Source organism: Clostridium sp. AF29-8BH, assembly GCF_003478145.1.
Taxonomy (GTDB): Bacteria; Bacillota; Clostridia; order Lachnospirales; family Lachnospiraceae; genus Otoolea; species Otoolea fessa.
Map to the genome: position 1 here is coordinate 1 of NZ_QUEL01000026.1, position 18677 is coordinate 18677.

Genomic DNA, 18677 nt, shown 5'->3' on the forward strand with positions numbered 1-18677 from the left:
TCGCGCGAGTGCGCATCCCGCGGAGCGTTTTTTGTTTCATAGGACGCAATTTCCTATGAACAAAAAATCCCTTAGCCAGATGTTTCTGACTAAGGGACGATTAATCGCGGTTCCACCCTTATTGAATCGATCGTTCGGATCGATTCCACTTCATTCTGATGATAACGGAATCACCGTTCCCGATTAAGGGACATTCAAAGCTGGTATTCAGATTTGCTTTCCTGTCCGACGCTTCCACCCACAGCCACCTGCCTCTGTTATTTCAGGCTTTTCCTGCGACGCCGTTCTCTGTCCAGTTCCACAATCCTACTGGTCTTCTCAACACTTTCTTTCTATATAGATAAACCCGTTTCTGGTTCATCATTACAGTCTCGATTATATCAGCTGTTTCTATTTTGTCAAGATATTTTTCTCTTGAGTTTTCACTGCATTGACAGACCGCCTCTTTCATGGTATGATAATAAGGCTATAAATATAAGGGCCAGTACCGGTTTCGACAGGGATCATGAAGCTGGTGAAGCTATCCGCATGCGATGCGTTAAATGGCAAACTTAAAATTAAACGCTAACAACAAATTAGCATACGCTGCCTAATTTGGCAGTTGTCAGCCTTAGAGCACTCACACTTTAAGAATCTGGCATCGAATATGTGAGAAACGATGACAGGCGGGTTCCGGACTGTCAGGCGTATCAGGAACTACTGAAGTTCTGAGGATGTTCGTTTCCGCAGGATAGAGGGAATGTCAAAGAACGGACTATGATAGTAGAAGAACAGGGAATTGGTTTTTGGACACGGGTTCAACTCCCGTCTGGTCCACTAAAAAGAACTGCCGCCCAGCAAATCATTTGCTGATGCGGCAGTTCTTTTTCTTATCTATTTTTATTCTGCATCTTTTACCGATTCTGGAATATCTCAATAATCGCCTTCACGATCGCCACCAGCACATTCCACATCCGTTTTAACGGACCTTCTTCACTGCTGCCGTCTGCCTCCTGATCGGAGATATCGGTTGATTCATCATCATCGCTGATCTCATCGGTCCGCAGGACGATCTGCACGCTGTTCGGGGACGGATTTTTCGAGGAGGTAAAGGAAATCTTCTCCGCCTCCGGATCTATGTTCAGGAAGTTGTTCTCATCCTCAAACTTATCGATCTGCTCATCGAGCGTACTCTTCATGTCTTCCCCCGCTTCCCGAACCGCCGCAAGCTGATCGATCAGGGTCAGGTTCTTATCAAGAATCTTCTCCATGCCCTGCAGCGTTGCCTTGGTTCCGGCATCCAGCGAATCACCTGCCGAAATCAGCGTGTCATTCAAAAGACTGAGCATATCATGTGTGGTATAAAGTGCCCTGGTCAGCCGGTTCATCAGTTCTTCAGAATCAGACAGGGAATCCAGCATCGTCGGCACATATTTATCCGTTGTGTCAATCAGGACCCGCATATCATCCAGCAAATTAATCAGTTCATCGGTCGAACTTCTGAGCGCCGATAAAGTCGAACCCGTCTTGCCAGTAATATCTCCCGCCGTCTTGAACGCACCATTCACTTTATTCACAATCGTTTTCGCAGTTTTCTGCGCCTGCTCCACTTTCTGGAAAATGCCCTTCGTCTCTTCCACCAGACTTGCAGCATCCGCAGAATAAGTAGTCGCTGACAGAGACTCCAGCGCCTCCTCTACATCATCTTCTGCATTGCCAATCTCATCTTCCCAGCTCGCATCATTGACACCGCCGCTTCCCGGCTCGCCGGACGGTCCGGCTGTCAGGGCTCCCGCAGAAACCTCGGTTCCAAATGCATTCACCTCTGCATCCTGACCCGAGGAGTTGTCTTCCGAAGCGGAACCCGAATTCTTAGCAGAATCCGTCTCTGCCTTGTCTGCCGTCGAAGCAGGATTCTTCTCTTCCGTCTTTGTCGCTGATTCAGCCGCTTTTTCCGCCTGGTTACCAGCTGCACCAGACGCTATGCCTGCGCCCGCTGCTTCCTGTTCAGCCGAATCTTTACTTTCTGTTCCTGCTGAGCCAGAGGCCGAAGTGCCTGCTGCCATTTCCGCGTCATCCGTGGTATTTGCAGAACCCGTAGTTTTTGCATGATCGGCGGCACCTGCAGAATCCGTGATATCTGCGCTGCCAGCCGCCCCCGCTGTCTGACCATTTCCGTTTCCAGATGCCGCCTCCGACGATACAGATGTCTCTTCCTTCTCCGCACTCTTCATCTTGCGGATCCGTTTCAGCTTCATGCCGTCTAACGTGGCTAAACTCTGATTCAGGCTTCCAATCCCCTGTTCTGTCACCGCCAGGGAGGTATTTCCCTGTCCCAGAAGTTTATCGAGTTCTTCCAAAATTTTCTGGACTTCCGCCGTCCGCTGGACAATATCTTTCTCGATCGCATCCTGCGTCTGCTGACTGACAAGACCCTTATTTAATTCATCCGAAGCCGACCGGAGCGATTTGCTCAGACTTCCCAGGCGGTCATACAGGCGATCCAGTTCATCCTGCATATCTTCCATCGTATTGGAAAGCGCCTGTGTGTTGCTGTTAATATCCGTCACCGCATCGCGCGCCGTCTGTAAATACGGAATCATGACCGTCGTCTGATCCGTGACCGCTTGCAGATCGGCAAGCGCCTGTGTCGAGAGCGCCTCGATCTGTTTCCGGTTAGCACTGACGGTTCCACGCGCCTGATCGAGATTTGCCAGACCGCCCTTCACGCCGGAAACATCCGACTTCATGGATTCCATCGTCTTTAACAGCGCATTCATGCTGTCATACATCTTGTTTCCATCCTCGCGCCAGGTATCTTTCGCCTCTTTCAGATCCTTGATGCGGTTCAGCTCATCCAGGGTCCCCGGAACCATCATCATAATGACTCCGATATTCTCATACTTATCCGTGCCGACCCGGACTGTAAAATCGCCGTCCTCGCCCGGAAGCGCCGCAAACATTGCCGCCTGATAGCTTCCAACCGACTGCACCTGCGCGCCCGGCGCATCGACACTATAGCATTTCTCCATATCCACCGGCACAAGCACGGTCAACACCATATTATTTTTGTAATACGCCTTCGCCTCCTCATTCGGGGTCGCCTTTACATTGACCTCAACCAGACCAGACGCCCCCGCCAGTTTGGATGCATCCGCTTCCACTCCATTAAGTTTATAGGAAACGTCAAACGTCCAGGGCAGATCGACGCTGTTTTTCGGCATCGTACATTGATAATAAAAACGCGAATTCTTCTCCGGCAGTTTCCATGTGACGGTTCCATCGCCAATTTCCGGCGCCGTGTCGTCCGTCATGTTGACCACCTTGTCATAGGTACCATAATCGGTATATTCGGTCAGTCCATTCGTGGTACAGCCTTTGACCACATTGATCTGCGTTGCCGTTCCATAATAGTCCAGATTGACATACATCGTTTCATCTACCTGAACTCTTGGTGCAGCCGCCCGGACAGGAACTGCCGCACTCGTTACCAGCGTAACCGCTGCCAGCGTCGCCGCCGCTCCTCTTCTAATGATCTTCTTCATGGCTTCCAGCCTCCCTTTTTTCTGTCATCTTCCGTTTCCGGTCTTTTCTTCGTTCTCTCACTTTTCCGAGTAGCCGGAGCTTTCTTCTGTGTTTCTCCCGCGCCTCCGCATCGGAATCTGTTTTCTCTTGAGAACCGCCCATCTCTGTCATTTCTGTATCTTCCAGCGCTTTCGTTTCAGCTTCGAATTGTTTTCTTTTCGACGTAACTGAATCTACCAGCGGCTTTTTCCCTTTCCACACGGCACCAGCCACGCGTCTTGCCGCCCGTTTCATACGGGCATGGCGGCGTTCGCGCCGTTTTTTGAAAAACAGATGAATCCTCTCAAATTCGTTCTGCATCAGGATATGATCAAACAATACCAGAAATGCCGGCATCAGGGAGCAGACAAAAAGCATACTAATCAGAGCCCCCCGTCCAATCAAATGTCCCAGATCGCCGATCGCCGCGACACTCGATACCTTGTATACAATATATCCGGCACAGGTCAGGATCGAACCGGATGTCAGAATCGCCGGAATACCAAGATTCAGCGCCCCGATCGCCGCTTCCTTCTTATCCATCGTCTTGCGGCATTCCAGATAATTGTTCGTCGTCAGAATCGCATAATCGACGGTCGCGCCCAGCTGGATACAGCTTACGATAATGTAACCAATGAAAATCATCGTGTCTCCGACGATGTACGGTACCGCCATATTGACGAAAATCGCGACCTCAATCGGAATCATGATAAGGAGCGGAATAATCAGTGATTTAAAACTCCACATGACAACCACAAATACGCCGATCAGCGACATCACATTGACACGGCTGTAATCCTTCGTGATCGTCGTCTGGATGTCCTGTGTGGACGGTGTTGTGCCGACCAGATACGAATTTTCCGGATAATATTTCTTCATGATCGCCTGGATCTCATCCGAGCACTGGTACGCCAGCTTGCTCTCGCCCTTACTCTTAACGTAAATAAGGATTCTCGCATAATCTTTTTTATGTAACTGGCTTGTGATGCTGTACGGAAGGAAATCTTCCGGTACGCCCTCCGGGAGCTGCCCGGACAAGGACGTTACACTCTTCATGTACGGCAGGTCTTCCAGCTCATCCGTGAACTGTTTTTCCTTGATAAAAGAAGTATCCGGCACGATTGCCATCATCATATTGCTTCGTCCGAATTTCGCTGTGATCAGCTCATCATCCTCATATACCGTCGTTCCCTCGCTGGCGCCGACCGCGTCATTTCCGTAGAGGAAATCGTTCATGCTCTGCGCCGTGTATGCCGGGATCGCCAGCACCGCAATCAGAATCAGCACGATGCGGCGGCTGTTGTAGATACCGTGGCTGAGCTTATCAAACGACGGCAGGAACGAACGATGGGATGTTTTCTCAATCATCGGCGTCATACGCAGAATCATCGCCGGCATAAAAAACACCACTGTCAGAAGACTCAGGACAATACCTTTTGCCAGCACGAGTCCCATATCAAATCCGATATTAAACTTCATAAAACACAGAACGATAAATCCGACGATCGTCGTCAGGCTGCTAGCGAAAATGGAGTTTAATGCCTCATTGATCGCGTTGCTTAACGCGGTCATCTGATCCAGTCCCTTTGCCTTTTCCCTCGCAAACGCGTGGCTTAAGAAAATCGAATAATCCATCGAGCAGGCGAGCTGCAGGACCGCCGACACACTGTTCGTCAAAAAGGATATCCGCCCGATAAACAGGTTCGTTCCTTTGTTCAGGACGATCGCCACGCCCATGACCGTCAGATACAGCACCGGTTCAAACCAGGAGTTCGTCGTCACGGTCAGAATCAGGAAAATAACCACGACCGCCAGCGTCATAATCAGCTTCATCTCGCTCGAAACATTTTCCTGCAGCGATTTGTTCTGAACCGCCATGCCGACGTAATGTCCCTTGTCTCCGAGAATGTCCTTGATCTCATCGATCGTCTGGGACGTCCTCTTATCCGTGTCGCCGTTTACAAAAACAATATCCATAACCGCCGTATTATCCTTGTAATACTCATCAACACTATTAAAGTTGATAAATGCGTCCGCCGCGTATACGCTGGTCGATGTATCGAGCCACATGACCTGATCGACTCCGTCCAACGCCTCTATTTTATCCTTGTAGGCTTTCGCCTCATAAAGCGAAACATCATCAATCATGATGCGCCCCGTGCCGGGGTAGCCGAATTTCTCTTCCATCAGGTCCAGTCCCTGTTTGGACTGGACGGTCGACGGCAGGTATTCCGTCAGATCATAGTTGATCTCGACAAACGGCGCCATGAGCGCTGATATCAGCACCAGAACCAGAAAGACAATCTCGATCGCCCTGCTCCGCTCAATGATGAATTTCGGCAGGGAGAAGGCTTCTTTTTCCGTCTGTTTTTCTTCTTTGCGTTTATGTAAAAATTTCAGTTTCATGCCTGCTTGCTCCTGTCATACAATGATTGCGATCCTTACCGCATCAAAATAATCATATAATAATGCTTATCGCCGACCTGCTGATGTGCAACACCCATTTCCTTATAATAAATCACCCGGTCCACGCGCTTTTTCTCGTCGCTGTCGTGATTACGCAGAAGCTTTTCTTCTGCCTGCGTCACATCATCACAGTTGATGAGGTAAATCTCCGTATGACGTCTCGCAGTGCTTTCCCCGATGGATTTGAGGTAATCATCAAGTGTGCCTTCATCCGGGATCCGGCTGCTTCCATAGCCCTTACTGCGTGCCATCGCCAGACGGTGTTCGGCGATCTGCTGTAATTTTCCATTTAAAATAAAGCTGGCATCTTTATCGTAATCTTTTTTGTCATCGTCATAGTAATCTTCTTCCTCATCCCCGTCAAACGCGTCCGCCTTCAGCTCATTTAAGCTGTCCGCCATCGCCTGGGTATCTGCATCCAGAAATGCCAGCGTGTACGCGCCGCCGCCCGTGTTTTTCTTCTTTTTGGCGTTCGCCAGGCTGCCGTCCGCGTTGATCGTATACTGCGTCTCATCCTTTGTGAAGGTCGTTCCCTCCATCGCGCCGCTGTCTTTCAGGAAATAGTATTTTCCGTCGATATTCTGCCAGCCGGTCGCCATCGCGCCGTCCCCTTGCAGATAATACCAGGTTCCATTTTCCTGCTCCCAGCCCGTTTTCATCAAACTGTCTGCTCCGAGCAGGTACCATTTTCCGCCCATCTGCTGCCAACCCGTCAGGTAAGAACCGTCCATTCCCACCAGATAATAACCATTCTCCACCGGCTGCCAGACACCCGCATCATCCGCAAGCACTGTCTGGGCGGCAGACGCTGAGAAAAGGAGACTTACTCCTGCAATTCCTGCCAGCCGTACTATCTTATGTCCCAGAACCGCTTTCAGCGCCCTTTTTAACCCCGGCGCCGTCCGTTTTTCTTCCTTCTTCATCCACAAACTTCCGTCCTTCATACGCTGTCCTCACTCTTCTTTATGCTTATTGATCGGATCCATCTGTTTCCAGTTCCACTCCCCGTGCCGTTAAAAGTGCCCGGAGCATCGCCGCCAGTTCCTTTTCCGAGATCCGGCTGCTGTCAATCAGCATATTATAACTTGCTTTATCCGCCCATGTCTTTTTTGCATAAAAATTATAATAATTTTTCCGTATTTTATCCGCTTGTTTGATCAGGTATTCAGCTTCTTTTTCATCTGTCTCGTAACGCCGCATAATCTCCTTCACGCGCGCCTCCATCGGGGCATATATAAATAGAGAAATAAGCCTTCTGTCTCCTCCAGGATCTTGTCAGCGCAGCGTCCCACGATAATGCATGGACCTTTCTTCGCATACTCCCGGATCAACTGGGACTGCACGACAAACAAGGTATCATTCATCGGCTTTCCATAACCGGTAAACGGATTGCACTTGGCCGGAACCTTAAAAAGAAAACGGTTCGCCTTCATCTCGTCCGCCGCTTCCAAACTCTCTTCCGATTGTAATGACAAAATTTTTCATACCAGATTCCACCTTCGTATCTATTTCCTTTTGCTTTCGCATATGCTGCAGGTTCTCATAGCCGTTCCTTTCACGATTGTCAGCCACTCCTGCCGTCTGTGAAACGTTCCATACAAAAGACTTCTTCGCAGTGAACAGTTACATCTAAAATAGAGCATATACAACTCATGTCTGTTTAATTGACATTTGTTCATTTTTGAACTATAATGCATTATACTAAGTTGTTCGAATGAATACAATAATCATTTTTACGTCAGTTGTATTTTAATCAACATTTCATCACATTATGTTTGTTTTTTGTATCTGGTGTGCCCATTTTTACTTATTTTTAACACTCCCTTCATCCACAGCCTCCGATACACAGTCATACGGCGTTTCCCCGTCTGGAAACGTTCAGAAAGGAAGTCACTATGAAAGAAGAAATACTCGACCGGCGTGTACGAAAGACGAGACGCCAGTTAAAAGAATGCTTAACCCGCCTCCTCAAAGAAAAAAAAATTCAGGATATCACGGTGCGCGAACTCGCCGAGATGGCTGACATCAACCGCGGCACCTTTTATCTTCATTATAAAGATGTCTTTGACTGATGGATCAGATCAAAAATGAACTGATCGAGGAGGTTGAGTCTGTCCTGACGCACCATCCCGTTCCCGAACTGGTAGCGCGCCCTTCCCTCGCACTCTCAGAACTATTTCCTCTTGTACAGGAAAATGCAGAGATTGTTTCTATCTTAATAGGAGAAAACGGTGATCTGAATTTTGTCAACCGCCTGAAACGCATTGTCAGCGATAAATGTTTAAAAGGCTGGCTGGATCTCAAATGTTCCAGCGATCCGGATACGCTCGCGGCATTTTCCGCCTTTATCGTTTCCGGCTGTGTCGGTACCGTTCAGTACTGGATCGAAAGCGGCATGAAGGAATCCACAGAACAGATGGCAATCTTGACAGAGGACTTTATCTTAAAAGGCATCCGAGTGCTGGAAAATCCGGCTTGACTTTCATAAAATTCCGTGCTTTAATAAAACTGCAATTTTTAAAAATTCAGAAAGGAGAACCACATGGACAGTTGTGACAGCAACGGGCGAAGTCGTCGCGATGGGCAAAATCAAACTATGAATTCCAACCATGCGTACCAGACTGTTGGTCTGCCGCAGGGTCTTTTTGAGTGTGAATCGGGCTGTCTGGCAGCACATTTCCGCCTGCTTTAGCAGGCGGGTGCTTCAATGCTGACCGTTTCCCGGTACGATTGGTTTTCATATATATTTGTCCATCGCCCTGGCGCGGGTTTGAAACTGCCATCTGCGGCATTTCATCCTGTTCCCGACTGGCGGTGGATTTTTTTATCCCCGCACTGCTCGCCCTGTACGTCCCAAACGGCATTAAATAGAACGACAGAAAGCGAGGGAACCAAATATGAATCAGATTCCAGAAATGGACGAAAAGAAAACAAGCTCCCCGGAAACGGCTCCGATCGCCGCAACCGCAGAGCATAATGCTAATTTTGAAGAAAATATCCGCGCGATCATCCGCAGCGGAAAACCGGCAAGCGTGATCCGGGATGACCTCGACAATTACCATGCAAACGATATTGCCGAGGTTCTGGAAACACTGGACACTGCGACCCGGAAACGCCTCTACAATATTCTCTCTCTGGAAATGACGGCAGAGATTTTCACCTATCTCGATGAACCGGCGCCTTATCTGCATGAGCTGGGACTTGACCGGGCGGCAGCCGTTCTGGCAGAGATGGATGCCGATGAGGCGGTCGATATCCTCGAAAATTTAGATCCGGAGGAAAAAGAAGCCTGATCGCGCGCATGGATCAGGAATCTAAGGATGATATCCACCTGATCTTTTCCTACGATGAGGAACAGATCGGTAGCCGGATGACGACCAACTACATCGTCATTCCCAATAACTGTACGATCAAGCAGGCAATGCGCCATCTGATCTCCCAGGCGGAGGACAACGACAACATCGACACCATCTACGTCGAAGACGAAAATGGGCGCTATTTCGGTGCGATCGAGCTGAAGGATTTAATCACTGCCCGTGAGTACATGAAGCTGGAGGACATTATCAGTACCTCCTATCCGTATGTGTACGCGGATGAAAAATCTTCGGACTGTATGGAAGAGCTGATCGATTACAGCGAGGATTCTATCCCTGTACTCGATCGGAACCATAAGATCATCGGTGCCATCACTTACGAGGACATCGCCGAGGCGATCGACGACGAGATGGGTGATGACTACGCAAAGCTGGCAGGTCTTACTTCGGAAGAGGATCTGCACGAACCACTGTTGCAGAGTTTGAAAAAACGTCTCCCGTGGCTGGTGCTGCTGCTCTTCCTCGGCATGGGGGTTTCCTCAGTAGTCGGCATTTTCGAGCCGATCGTTGACCGTATCGCACTTCTTATCTGCTTCCAGTCGATGATCCTCGACATGGCAGGCAATGTCGGCACCCAGTCGCTGGCTGTCACCATCCGTGTCCTGATGGATGAGGATATCTCCGCGATGCAGAAGCTGGGATTTGTATTCAAGGAAATGCGAATCGGATTTTTAAATGGACTGCTGCTCGGCTCGGCTTCGTTCGTCGTAATCGGCATTTTCATCCATATTATGAAGCAGAAGAGTCTTTTCTTCTCGTTTGCACTTTCCGGCTGTGTCGGCATCTCTCTTCTGACCGCAATGGTAATCTCCAGCCTGGTCGGCGTACTGGTGCCGATGCTGTTTCACAAGCTGAAGGTTGACCCGGCAGTTGCGTCTGGTCCGCTTATCACGACGGTGAATGATCTGGTAGCGGTTGTGACTTATTATGGACTGGCAGAAATTTTGCTGGTGGATGTGTTTCATTTAGTATAAAAACCGTTCAATATAGAGATTTGTCAGCGCACTTCTTTTTTAGCAATTTCTCCCTGCTTCTTATAAATGGAGTTTGCATCCACCCCGCCGCGCACGCTGGAAAGCGGATAGATATTGGTGCCGCGTCCGATGATGCTACCTGGATTTAGGATGGAGCCGCAGCCTACTTCTACGTTATCACCGAGCATGGCGCCGATTTTTTTGCGTCCGGTTTCTACCTTGCCGTCTTCGGCGTGGATTTCTACCAGAAGTTTATCGGATTTTACGTTGGAGGTGATGGAACCGGCGCCCATGTGGGATTTGTAGCCTAAGATGGAGTCTCCGACGTAGTTGTAGTGCGGTACCTGTACTTTGTCGAACAGGATGACGTTTTTAAGCTCAGTGGAGTTTCCGACTACCGCACTTTCTCCGATCAGGGCGCTGCCACGGACGAATGCACAGTGGCGCACCTCGGCGTCTTTGCCGACGATGACCGGTCCGTGCAGATAGGCGCTGTCGAATACCTTCGCTGTCTTATGAACCCAGATGTTTTCACCGCGTTTCTCATATTCTGCCGGATCCAGGCTGTTTCCCAGTTCGATGATAAAATCACTAAGACCTGCCAGTGCCTCCCACGGGTATGTAAACTGTTTCAGATAATCCGAAGCCAGCGTATGGGTTAAATCATATAATTCTGTGATTTTCATTTCTTCTTTTTTCATGATCATTGCCTTTCCTAAAATTCAATTGATTCTATTATTATAAATAAGCTATTTGGTTCCAGCTTTTGTCGCTCTTGCAGCTTTCATATTTCCCGCGCTCTTCGCACTTCTCGAACTCTTCTTCTCTTTCTCTGCATTCTGGTAGAACACAGCAACCGCATCAAACGCCGGCCGCAGCCCATACGCATTTCCCATATGAACCGCATTGTAAGTGCGTCCGATAACGAAGCGCTCTAATTTCTGCATATATTCATCCGGCGTGATGCTGCCCTCTGCCACATAGGTCAGACCTTTTTCCCAGCTTGCCGTCAATTCCGGGTTGAGAAGCTGCTTCATGGATGTGTGTACAACCTCGTAAATCAGCTCGCCCAGGTAGGTCGGCGTGATAACCTGCGTTTTTTCATTGAGCGCCATATATTTGATGTTGAACAACTTTTTCAGGATCTCCGCGCGGGTTGCACTCGTTCCGATGCCGCTGCCCTTGATCTGAGCGCGCAGCTCTTCGTCCTCGATAAGCTGACCGGCATTTTCCATCGCCAGAATCATCGAACCGGAGGAATAACGCTTCGGCGGAGACGTCTCGCCCTCTTTAATCTGCAAATCATCCAGTGACACTTTCATCCCCTTTTTGAGCTGTTCCAGCATCTGGATAAACTCTGGGTGGGACGCGTCAATTACCTTTGGCTGGCTGCTGTCCGTTCCATCTGCTTCTCCTGCCGGATTTTCCGCATCATTTCCATCTATACCTGTTTCAAGACGGTTCGTTCTGCCGACACCTTCCCCGGCAGTGTCCTTTTTCTTTTTCGGAATTTCTGCCACTTTGAGATATCCCACTTCTTTCAATACTTTGAAACCGGCAAAGAAATGTTCACCTTTTACCTCAATCTCAACCGCATATTTCTGGTAAATCGCCGCCGGATAAAAGATGCTTAAGAAACGGCGCACAATCACCTGGTAAATCTTACGGTTCAACTCTGGGAGACTTCGCAGCGCACCGAGTCCCTGTCCGGTCGGTATGATTGCGTAGTGATCGGTAATCTGCTTATCATTGACATAGCGCGTTTTTGCTATGTTTTTCCACAGCCCCGCCTGCATCGCCTCCGATGCAAATGCCGCCAGCGGCTCATAATGCGTCAGACCGCCGATATTTTTACTGATCTCCTTCGCCACCGCCGTTGAAAGCACACGCGCGTCCGTTCGCGGATAGGTAACCAGTTTTCGCTCATACAGCTCCTGCACCACTTTCAGGGTCTGATCCGGGCTGATTTTAAACATTTTAGAACAATCATTCTGGAGCTCCGCCAGGTTATAGAGAAGAGGTGGATTTTTGGTTTCCTTTTTCTTTTCCACTTTTAAAATGGTTCCCTGCGAAGTATTATATACGCTCATTAAACCCGCGTTCGCTTTTCCTGCGTCGCTGACCTCTGACTGCATGACTCCCGAATTTTCGCTTCCATTCTCGCGTTCCCACAGCCATGCAATCAGCGCCTCCGCGTCCTTTCGCTCCTTAAAACCATTTTCCTTATACAGACAAGGCGTTCCATAGTACCGGCTTCCTTCCACCGCCCGCCATTCGCCGTCAATCGAGATGCCTGCCGGTCCGAATGTACCAATCACGCGGTAAAATGGCGTTTTGACAAATTCCCGGATCTCCCTCTCCCGGCGGACTACCATACCGAGGACACAGGTCATGACGCGTCCGACTGAGATCACGGTCCGGTCAGAACTTCGCATATAGTTAGAAACAGATGGTCCATATTTCAACGTCAGTGCGCGGGAAAAGTTAATTCCCATCAGATAATCTTCTTTTGCCCGCAGATATGCCGAATCCGCCAGATGATCGTATTCGGACAGATCCTTCGCTTCGCGGATGCCGCGCAGAATCTCTTCCTCCGTCTGTGAATCGATCCAGACGCGCTTCTGTCTCTTGCCCTGCACGCCAGCCATCTGCGCGACGAGGCGGTAGATATATTCTCCCTCCCGTCCCGAGTCGGTACAGACGTAGATTGTATCTACATCCGCCCGGTTTAAGAGACCGCTCACGATTCCAAACTGTTTCTTCACGCTGTCGATAACCTGATATTTCCATTCTTTCGGGAGAAATGGAAGTGTCTCCAGACTCCAGCGCTTATATTTCATATCATATACTTCTGGATAGCTCATCGTGACCAGATGTCCAACACACCAGGTCACAACCGCATTTTCCGACTCAATATAGCCATCCACCGATCGTCCATTTACCTTGAGTGCATTTGCGAACTCACGCGCCACGCTCGGTTTCTCGGCTATAAATAACGATTTTGCCACGTTGTTCTGCTCCTATCTTACTAATTTCGTAACTGTTCAGTACCTAATTTCGTCTAATTCCTTTTCCGCTTCGGCGTCCACTCCGCCAGAATCGCCGCCGCAAACATCAGCCCACAGCCAATTAACATTCGCACCGTCAGCTCCTCATGCAGCAGCCAGACAGAGAACAGAAGTCCAAACACCGATTCAAACGACAGTAGAATCGAGGAGGTGCTGGCGCTCAGATATTTCTGCCCCACTGTCTGAAGCAGAAAACAGAGCATACTGGATGCGAGTCCCAGATACAGCATCGAAACTGCTACTCCCGGCAGTGTAAATACTTCCGGATGGAACGCTCCTTCCGTGAGAAGCCCCAGCACCCACGAACACGCCGCCGCTGTTCCCATCTGCATGACCGTCAGGCGGATCGGAGTGCAGTATGCCGTGAAGCGATCCAGAAAAATCATATGAACCGCAAAGCAGATGCCGCACACCAGCGTCAGGAAATCACCAAAATTGACCGACAGATCGCCTTTCAGCGATAAAAGCGCCAATCCCACAACAGCAAATCCCGCTGCGATCAGGTTATTTGCCTTCGGACGCACATGATTAACCGCCCATGCCAGAAATGGTACGATCACCACATACAACGTCGTAATAAACGCATTTTTACTCGCGGTCGTGTATTTCAGCCCATACGTCTGAAAATAGTAACTGATAAATAGAAACAATCCCGCCAGTGCGCCACATTTAAACTCCTGCGTTGACATTCCCCGGATCTGTTTCCAGAAAAGAGCCGCCATCCCAAGCGCCGCGATCGTAAACCGGTACGCCAAAAGGTATGTCGGTGTGATCGCATCCATCGAATTTTTCATCACAACGAACGCGCTACCCCAGATAATTGTTACAAATAAAAGGCTGGCAGATGCCAGCACTTTTACCCCCTTGTTGTTTGTCTCACTCATGTCAATCTCTATCCTATGTCAAAACAATCACAAATGAAACACAAATTTAAACCGTCATAAATTTATAACTGGTCGTTGTATCGTATTTCTCGCCCTTTTTCACGATCGGGGATGCAAATCCCGGCATGTTGACTGCGTTCGGGTAATACTGAGTCTCAAAGCAGTATCCCTGGCGTCTCGCATACTTCACGCCGCCCTTACCCGGAACCTGTCCGTCCAGGAAATTGCCCGTGTAGAACTGAACTCCCGGCAGATCAGTGTATACCTCCATCTTGCGCCCGCTCTCCTCATCGATCGCAGCCGCCGCCAGACTGGACACACCCGCCTCATGGTTGAGAATCCAGTTATGATCGTAGCCGCCTCCCAGCTTTAACTGATCATAATCCGCTTCAATATCGCATCCGATCGGCTTGAAATCCGAGAAATCCATCGGAGTTCCCATCACCTTGCGGATCTCACCGGTCGGGATCAGCACCTTGTCTACCGCCGTGATCGCATCACTGTCAATGTAAACCATCTGTGAAAGCGCCGGACCACTCTCATGACCTGCCAGATTGAAATACGCGTGATTTGTCATATTAAAAATAGTATCCTGATCGCAGATCCCCTCGTAATGAATCTTTACTTCATTTTCATCTGTCAGCGTGTAGGTCACACGGATCGAGGCATTTCCCGGATATCCCTGATCGCCGTCCGGGCTTTCCAGTGTAAAAGAAACCTGATTAATGCCCGTCTCATATTCCGCCGCCCAGATACGGTTCCGGTAGAAATCCATACCGCTGTGCAGATTGTTCGGACCATCATTCGCCGTCAATTCGTATTTTTTATCATTTAACGTAAACGCCGCGCCGCCAATCCGGTTTGCATTTCGTCCAACAGCCTCGCCCAGATGTCCATCGCTTATCAGGCAGTCTGCTACTGTTTCATGTCCCAGCAGGACATCCGCCATCTCTCCATTCCGATCCGGCACCAGCATCGTGGACCAGATTGCACCCAGATCTAAAAAGGATGCAGAAACGCCATTCTGATTCGTCAATGTATAACGAATGACCTCTCTGACATCTTCCATTGTTCCAAAGATTGTCTTCTCAACCATGCCAAATCCCCCTTAATTTTTAGAATCCGAAAAATATTTCTCGCATTTTTTATGCTTACTTTTGTCAGAATAAATCTGTCTAACTTATAAATAGCTGATTTATAATGCGCAGACCTACTGGACAGTTACAAGTATACAATACTTTTCCCCTCATGCACACCCATTTTTCCAAATCTAATTATAAAAATTTCAAGGTTCGTCACTGTTCACACATGTTTCCTATGACACAAATAAAAACTGCCTTCCAGAGCAGAGTCAGCCATCGTTTTTCAAACAGCTTCTCCTCCACTGGGCGGCAGTTCTTACTTTTATCAGTTTTAATTTTCTATTTCACGGATTCTCTGAACAGATTTCTTTATTTCGCCTGGATATATCCCTGTGCGGTCAGAAGCTCTGCACACAGTACCGCACCGCCGGCTGCGCCGCGCAGTGTGTTGTGGGAGAGACCTACAAACTTCCAATCGTAAACTTTGTCTTCTCTCAGACGGCCAACAGATACGCCCATGCCCTTCTCATAGTTGACATCCAGCTGTACCTGCGGACGATTATCCTCTTCCAGATACTGAATGAACTGCTTCGGTGCGCTCGGAAGCTCCAGTTCCTGCGGAAGTCCTTTGAAATTAACCAGCTTCTCGATCAGCTGCTCTTTGGTTGGTTTCTTTCTGAACTTTACAAATACGGCTGCTGTATGTCCGTCCAGAACCGGTACACGGATGCACTGGCAGGTAATCACTGGCTCGGATGCCTTCACGATCTCGCCGTCCTTGATCTCTCCCCAGAGACGAAGCGGCTCCTGCTCACTCTTCTCCTCCTCACCGCCGATGTACGGGATGATGTTGCCTTCCATCTCCGGCCAGTCTTTGAACGTCTTGCCAGCTCCGGAGATTGCCTGATACGTCGTAGCTACTACCTCATATGGCTCAAATTCCTTCCATGCAGTCAGAACCGGTGCATAGCTCTGGATGGAGCAGTTCGGTTTTACCGCTACGAAGCCTCTCTTGGTTCCCAGACGTTTTTTCTGGAACTCAATCACCTTAAAGTGCTCCGGATTGATCTCCGGCACTACCATCGGAACATCCGGTGTCCAGCGGTGTGCGCTGTTGTTGGAAACAACCGGTGTTTCTGTCTTTGCATACGCATCTTCAATCGCACGGATCTCTTCTTTTGTCATATCTACGGCGCTGAACACAAAATCAACTTCGGATGCTACCTTCTCGATCTCGTTTACGTTCATAACGGCCATCTTCTTCACACACTCCGGCATCGGGGTCTGCATTTTCCAGCGTCCGCCGACTGCCTCCTCATATGTTTTTCCTGCAGAACGCGGGCTTGCTGCCAGCGCAGTAATCTCATACCACGGATGATTTGCCAGAAGCGTGATGAAACGCTGACCTACCATACCAGTTGCTCCCAGAATGCCTACACGTAATTTCTTTTCCATGTTCATCGTTTTTCTCCTCTTCTGACAGCGGCTTTTTCAGCTTCTCATGGCAGGATGGAGTTTGGATAGGAGCTCCTGCTCTGCAACACGTTTTCACTCTGCCGCTGTAATTCTTGTCTATCCTATAACAAAACAAACAAAAAATCAACATTTTTCCGCAAGAAAAATACATTTGTACGTCACTCGCGGACATTTGATAAATTTATAACGTCTGTCACGGATTTAACGATGTTTTAACTCAAAATAGGTTCTTCTAAGCTAAGTATTCCGCTGCAGCCTTCTCAATCCCATCCGGGTACTGCGTCCGGTAGCTCTCAAAATCAAGCCCCCTTGCCGCAATCTCTTTTCCAAGTTTGACTAAGAACGACGGATCTCGCTCTCAAACATCGTGCCAAACTCACGTCCCATCGTCTCTTTTCCCTGTACCTCATTTCCGCCCAGATAAAATACAAATGCCGGCTGTGCCTTGCCATCTGCCATCCGCACGCCTCCGCGGAATCCCATCGGTCCAGTCTGGTGGGTACCGCAGGAAGACGGACATCCGGAAATATGAATCTGCGGAAGTGCGCCGTCCGGGATCTGTGCCTCCCCGACCGCCTTTACACACGCCTGTAACAGAGCCTGCGAATCGCGTGCACCAACCTGACAGATCGACGCACCGATACAGCTTACCGATGTCTCAAACTTTGTCTGAGCCGTCTCCTTCGTCGCCTCCAGAATCTTCTCTGCTTCTGCTCCGGTCAAATTGATGATATAAGCAGTTTCATCCGGTGCCAAGCGAAGCTCTGTGCCGTCAATCGACTGCATCAGTTCTCCCAGGGATGCCAGCGTCTCCGGGCGCGGCTGTCCGCCAATCGGATGCCAGATAACCGTATAAAGTCCCGGCTGTTTCTGCTCCAGCACACGTTCTCCCGACGCGCTGCTTCCATCGCCTGTTTTGCCCTGCTTTTCTTTCATTCCTGCCGCTGCCATCACTTCCTCACGTGAAAGATCCAGCTGTTCCCCGGATGCCAGTACCTCCTGAAGCTTCTCCTGATACGCCTTCCGGTAATTTTCCGCTCCGCCGAGCGCTTCCTGCATATACCGGGTACGCGCTTTTCCGCGGTTTTCGTAATTGCCATATGCCCGGAATGTCAGCCACATCGCCTTAATGTAATAAAGAATCTTCTCCGGCGCAACGCCCTCAGCAACTTTAACGCCAAACTGCGGATTGTTTCCCAGGCCGCCTGCACTGTACACATCAAACGTTCCGTCCGGACAAGCCGCAAATCCTAGATCGCGGTAGGTCGCGTGCGTCACATTCGCCGGTGAATTAGAGAAACAGACCTTGAGCTTGCGCGGCATCTTTTCCGCATTGATAAAGGTCATCAGATATTCTCCCGCCGCCTTCGCCCACAGCATAACGTCGAAATATTCGCCCTCTTCCACGCCGGAAAGCGGAGAACACATCACATTTCGCGGAAAATCCCCGCCGCCGCCCATCGTCACGATCCCGGCATCGAGTGCCTGCTCCATCAATTCACAGACTGATTTCTCATCCAAATTGTGAAACTGCACGCTCTCACAAGTCGTAAAATGTACCATATTTACCTGATATGCACGGATTGCCTTTGCGATAAATGCAAGCTTCTCCTTCGACACACATCCTGCCGTCATACGCAGACGCAGCATGCTCGCCGCGCCGCCTTTCTGTGCATAACTGCCGTAACGTCCTGAAAAGCCCTTATATGAGCCCTTATCCATCTTTCCTGCATAAAAATCCCTCGTTTTTTCACAAAACTCCGGAAGATCTGTTTTCCACTCCTGTGGAGCAATTCCTATCATTTTTCTC

15 protein-coding genes and 1 other RNA gene are annotated in these 18677 nt (G+C 49.4%); 5 read left to right on the plus strand and 11 right to left on the minus strand.

The annotated features are described in order from the left end of the window. The first annotated feature begins 478 nt into the window (after nt 1-478). Nucleotides 479-819, plus strand: a transfer-messenger RNA (tmRNA) gene (ssrA, locus tag DWZ16_RS13035). A 74-nt stretch (nt 820-893) separates the two neighbouring features. Here the strand turns inward: ssrA and DWZ16_RS13040 are convergent. The 5 genes from DWZ16_RS13040 to DWZ16_RS16300 are packed head-to-tail and all read right to left on the minus strand — an operon-like array spanning nt 894 to nt 7484. Then, on the minus strand, nt 894-3524 hold the full coding sequence (locus DWZ16_RS13040; RefSeq protein WP_118522998.1) for a hypothetical protein: 2631 nt from the start codon (nt 3522-3524) through the stop codon (nt 894-896). Then, complete coding sequence (locus DWZ16_RS13045; protein ID WP_107000020.1) at nt 3508-5949, minus strand: efflux RND transporter permease subunit; 2442 nt, start codon at nt 5947-5949, stop codon at nt 3508-3510. The genes DWZ16_RS13040 and DWZ16_RS13045 overlap by 17 nt, the downstream gene beginning before the upstream one ends. 35 nt (nt 5950-5984) lie before the next feature. Further along, nucleotides 5985-6953, minus strand: a complete 969-nt coding sequence (locus tag DWZ16_RS13050; protein ID WP_243022029.1) for a cell surface protein — start codon at nt 6951-6953, stop codon at nt 5985-5987. A gap of 25 nt (nt 6954-6978) precedes the next feature. Further along, complete coding sequence (locus DWZ16_RS16295) at nt 6979-7221, minus strand: cytidylate kinase family protein (protein ID WP_243015282.1); 243 nt, start codon at nt 7219-7221, stop codon at nt 6979-6981. After that, entirely contained in the window at nt 7218-7484 is a 267-nt protein-coding gene (locus DWZ16_RS16300) for a cytidylate kinase family protein (RefSeq protein WP_243022030.1), read from the minus strand. Before DWZ16_RS16300 ends, DWZ16_RS16295 begins: the two co-directional genes overlap by 4 nt. A 420-nt stretch (nt 7485-7904) precedes the next feature. Between DWZ16_RS16300 and DWZ16_RS16305 the strand changes: the two genes are divergently transcribed. The 4 genes from DWZ16_RS16305 (at nt 7905) to mgtE (ending at nt 10357) form a co-directional block, all read left to right on the plus strand. After that, nucleotides 7905-8081 carry a TetR/AcrR family transcriptional regulator gene (locus tag DWZ16_RS16305; RefSeq protein ID WP_243022031.1) on the plus strand — a complete coding sequence of 59 codons (177 nt, stop codon included), beginning with the start codon at nt 7905-7907 and terminating at the stop codon, nt 8079-8081. After that, nucleotides 8081-8488 carry a TetR-like C-terminal domain-containing protein gene (locus DWZ16_RS13060; protein WP_243022032.1) on the plus strand — a complete coding sequence of 136 codons (408 nt, stop codon included), beginning with the start codon at nt 8081-8083 and terminating at the stop codon, nt 8486-8488. The genes DWZ16_RS16305 and DWZ16_RS13060 overlap by 1 nt, the downstream gene beginning before the upstream one ends. 418 nt (nt 8489-8906) lie before the next feature. Further along, entirely contained in the window at nt 8907-9302 is a 396-nt protein-coding gene (locus DWZ16_RS17025; protein ID WP_412694352.1) for a hypothetical protein, read from the plus strand. 8 nt (nt 9303-9310) lie between these two features. Next, nucleotides 9311-10357 carry a magnesium transporter gene (gene mgtE / locus DWZ16_RS13065; protein ID WP_347474932.1) on the plus strand — a complete coding sequence of 349 codons (1047 nt, stop codon included), beginning with the start codon at nt 9311-9313 and terminating at the stop codon, nt 10355-10357. 23 nt (nt 10358-10380) lie between these two features. Here mgtE and DWZ16_RS13070 read toward each other — a convergent pair whose 3' ends face one another. The 6 genes from DWZ16_RS13070 to DWZ16_RS13095 form a co-directional block, all read right to left on the minus strand. Further along, the gene (locus DWZ16_RS13070; protein WP_118523012.1) at nt 10381-11058 is read right to left on the minus strand and encodes a UDP-N-acetylglucosamine pyrophosphorylase; all 678 of its coding nucleotides are present in this window, start codon (nt 11056-11058) and stop codon (nt 10381-10383) included. 48 nt (nt 11059-11106) lie between these two features. Continuing rightward, nucleotides 11107-13365 (minus strand): DNA topoisomerase, encoded by a 2259-nt coding sequence (locus DWZ16_RS13075; RefSeq protein WP_118522999.1) that lies wholly within the window; start codon nt 13363-13365, stop codon nt 11107-11109. 53 nt (nt 13366-13418) lie between these two features. Continuing rightward, complete coding sequence (locus tag DWZ16_RS13080) at nt 13419-14309, minus strand: DMT family transporter (protein ID WP_118523000.1); 891 nt, start codon at nt 14307-14309, stop codon at nt 13419-13421. 46 nt (nt 14310-14355) lie between these two features. Then, a complete protein-coding gene (locus tag DWZ16_RS13085; RefSeq protein WP_118523001.1) occupies nt 14356-15405 on the minus strand; it encodes an aldose epimerase family protein in 1050 nt (349 codons plus the stop codon). A 355-nt stretch (nt 15406-15760) separates the two neighbouring features. Next, nucleotides 15761-16846: an aspartate-semialdehyde dehydrogenase gene (asd, locus tag DWZ16_RS13090; protein ID WP_118468829.1), complete on the minus strand. Its 1086-nt coding sequence runs from the start codon at nt 16844-16846 to the stop codon at nt 15761-15763. A gap of 357 nt (nt 16847-17203) precedes the next feature. After that, entirely contained in the window at nt 17204-18670 is a 1467-nt protein-coding gene (locus DWZ16_RS13095; protein WP_243022033.1) for a nitrite/sulfite reductase, read from the minus strand. Between the last annotated feature and the right edge of the window lie 7 nt (nt 18671-18677).

Coding starts and splice junctions, on each gene's coding strand:
- mgtE (WP_347474932.1), top strand. CDS start 9,311: ATGGATCAGGAATCTAAGGATGATATCCACCTGATCTTTTCCTACGAT.
- DWZ16_RS13045 (WP_107000020.1), bottom strand. CDS start 5,949: ATGAAACTGAAATTTTTACATAAACGCAAAGAAGAAAAACAGACGGAA.
- asd (WP_118468829.1), bottom strand. CDS start 16,846: ATGGAAAAGAAATTACGTGTAGGCATTCTGGGAGCAACTGGTATGGTA.
- DWZ16_RS13070 (WP_118523012.1), bottom strand. CDS start 11,058: ATGAAAAAAGAAGAAATGAAAATCACAGAATTATATGATTTAACCCAT.
- DWZ16_RS13080 (WP_118523000.1), bottom strand. CDS start 14,309: ATGAGTGAGACAAACAACAAGGGGGTAAAAGTGCTGGCATCTGCCAGC.
- DWZ16_RS17025 (WP_412694352.1), top strand. CDS start 8,907: ATGAATCAGATTCCAGAAATGGACGAAAAGAAAACAAGCTCCCCGGAA.
- DWZ16_RS16305 (WP_243022031.1), top strand. CDS start 7,905: ATGAAAGAAGAAATACTCGACCGGCGTGTACGAAAGACGAGACGCCAG.
- DWZ16_RS13040 (WP_118522998.1), bottom strand. CDS start 3,524: ATGAAGAAGATCATTAGAAGAGGAGCGGCGGCGACGCTGGCAGCGGTT.
- DWZ16_RS13085 (WP_118523001.1), bottom strand. CDS start 15,405: ATGGTTGAGAAGACAATCTTTGGAACAATGGAAGATGTCAGAGAGGTC.
- DWZ16_RS13050 (WP_243022029.1), bottom strand. CDS start 6,953: ATGAAGGACGGAAGTTTGTGGATGAAGAAGGAAGAAAAACGGACGGCG.
- DWZ16_RS13060 (WP_243022032.1), top strand. CDS start 8,081: ATGGATCAGATCAAAAATGAACTGATCGAGGAGGTTGAGTCTGTCCTG.
- DWZ16_RS13095 (WP_243022033.1), bottom strand. CDS start 18,670: ATGATAGGAATTGCTCCACAGGAGTGGAAAACAGATCTTCCGGAGTTT.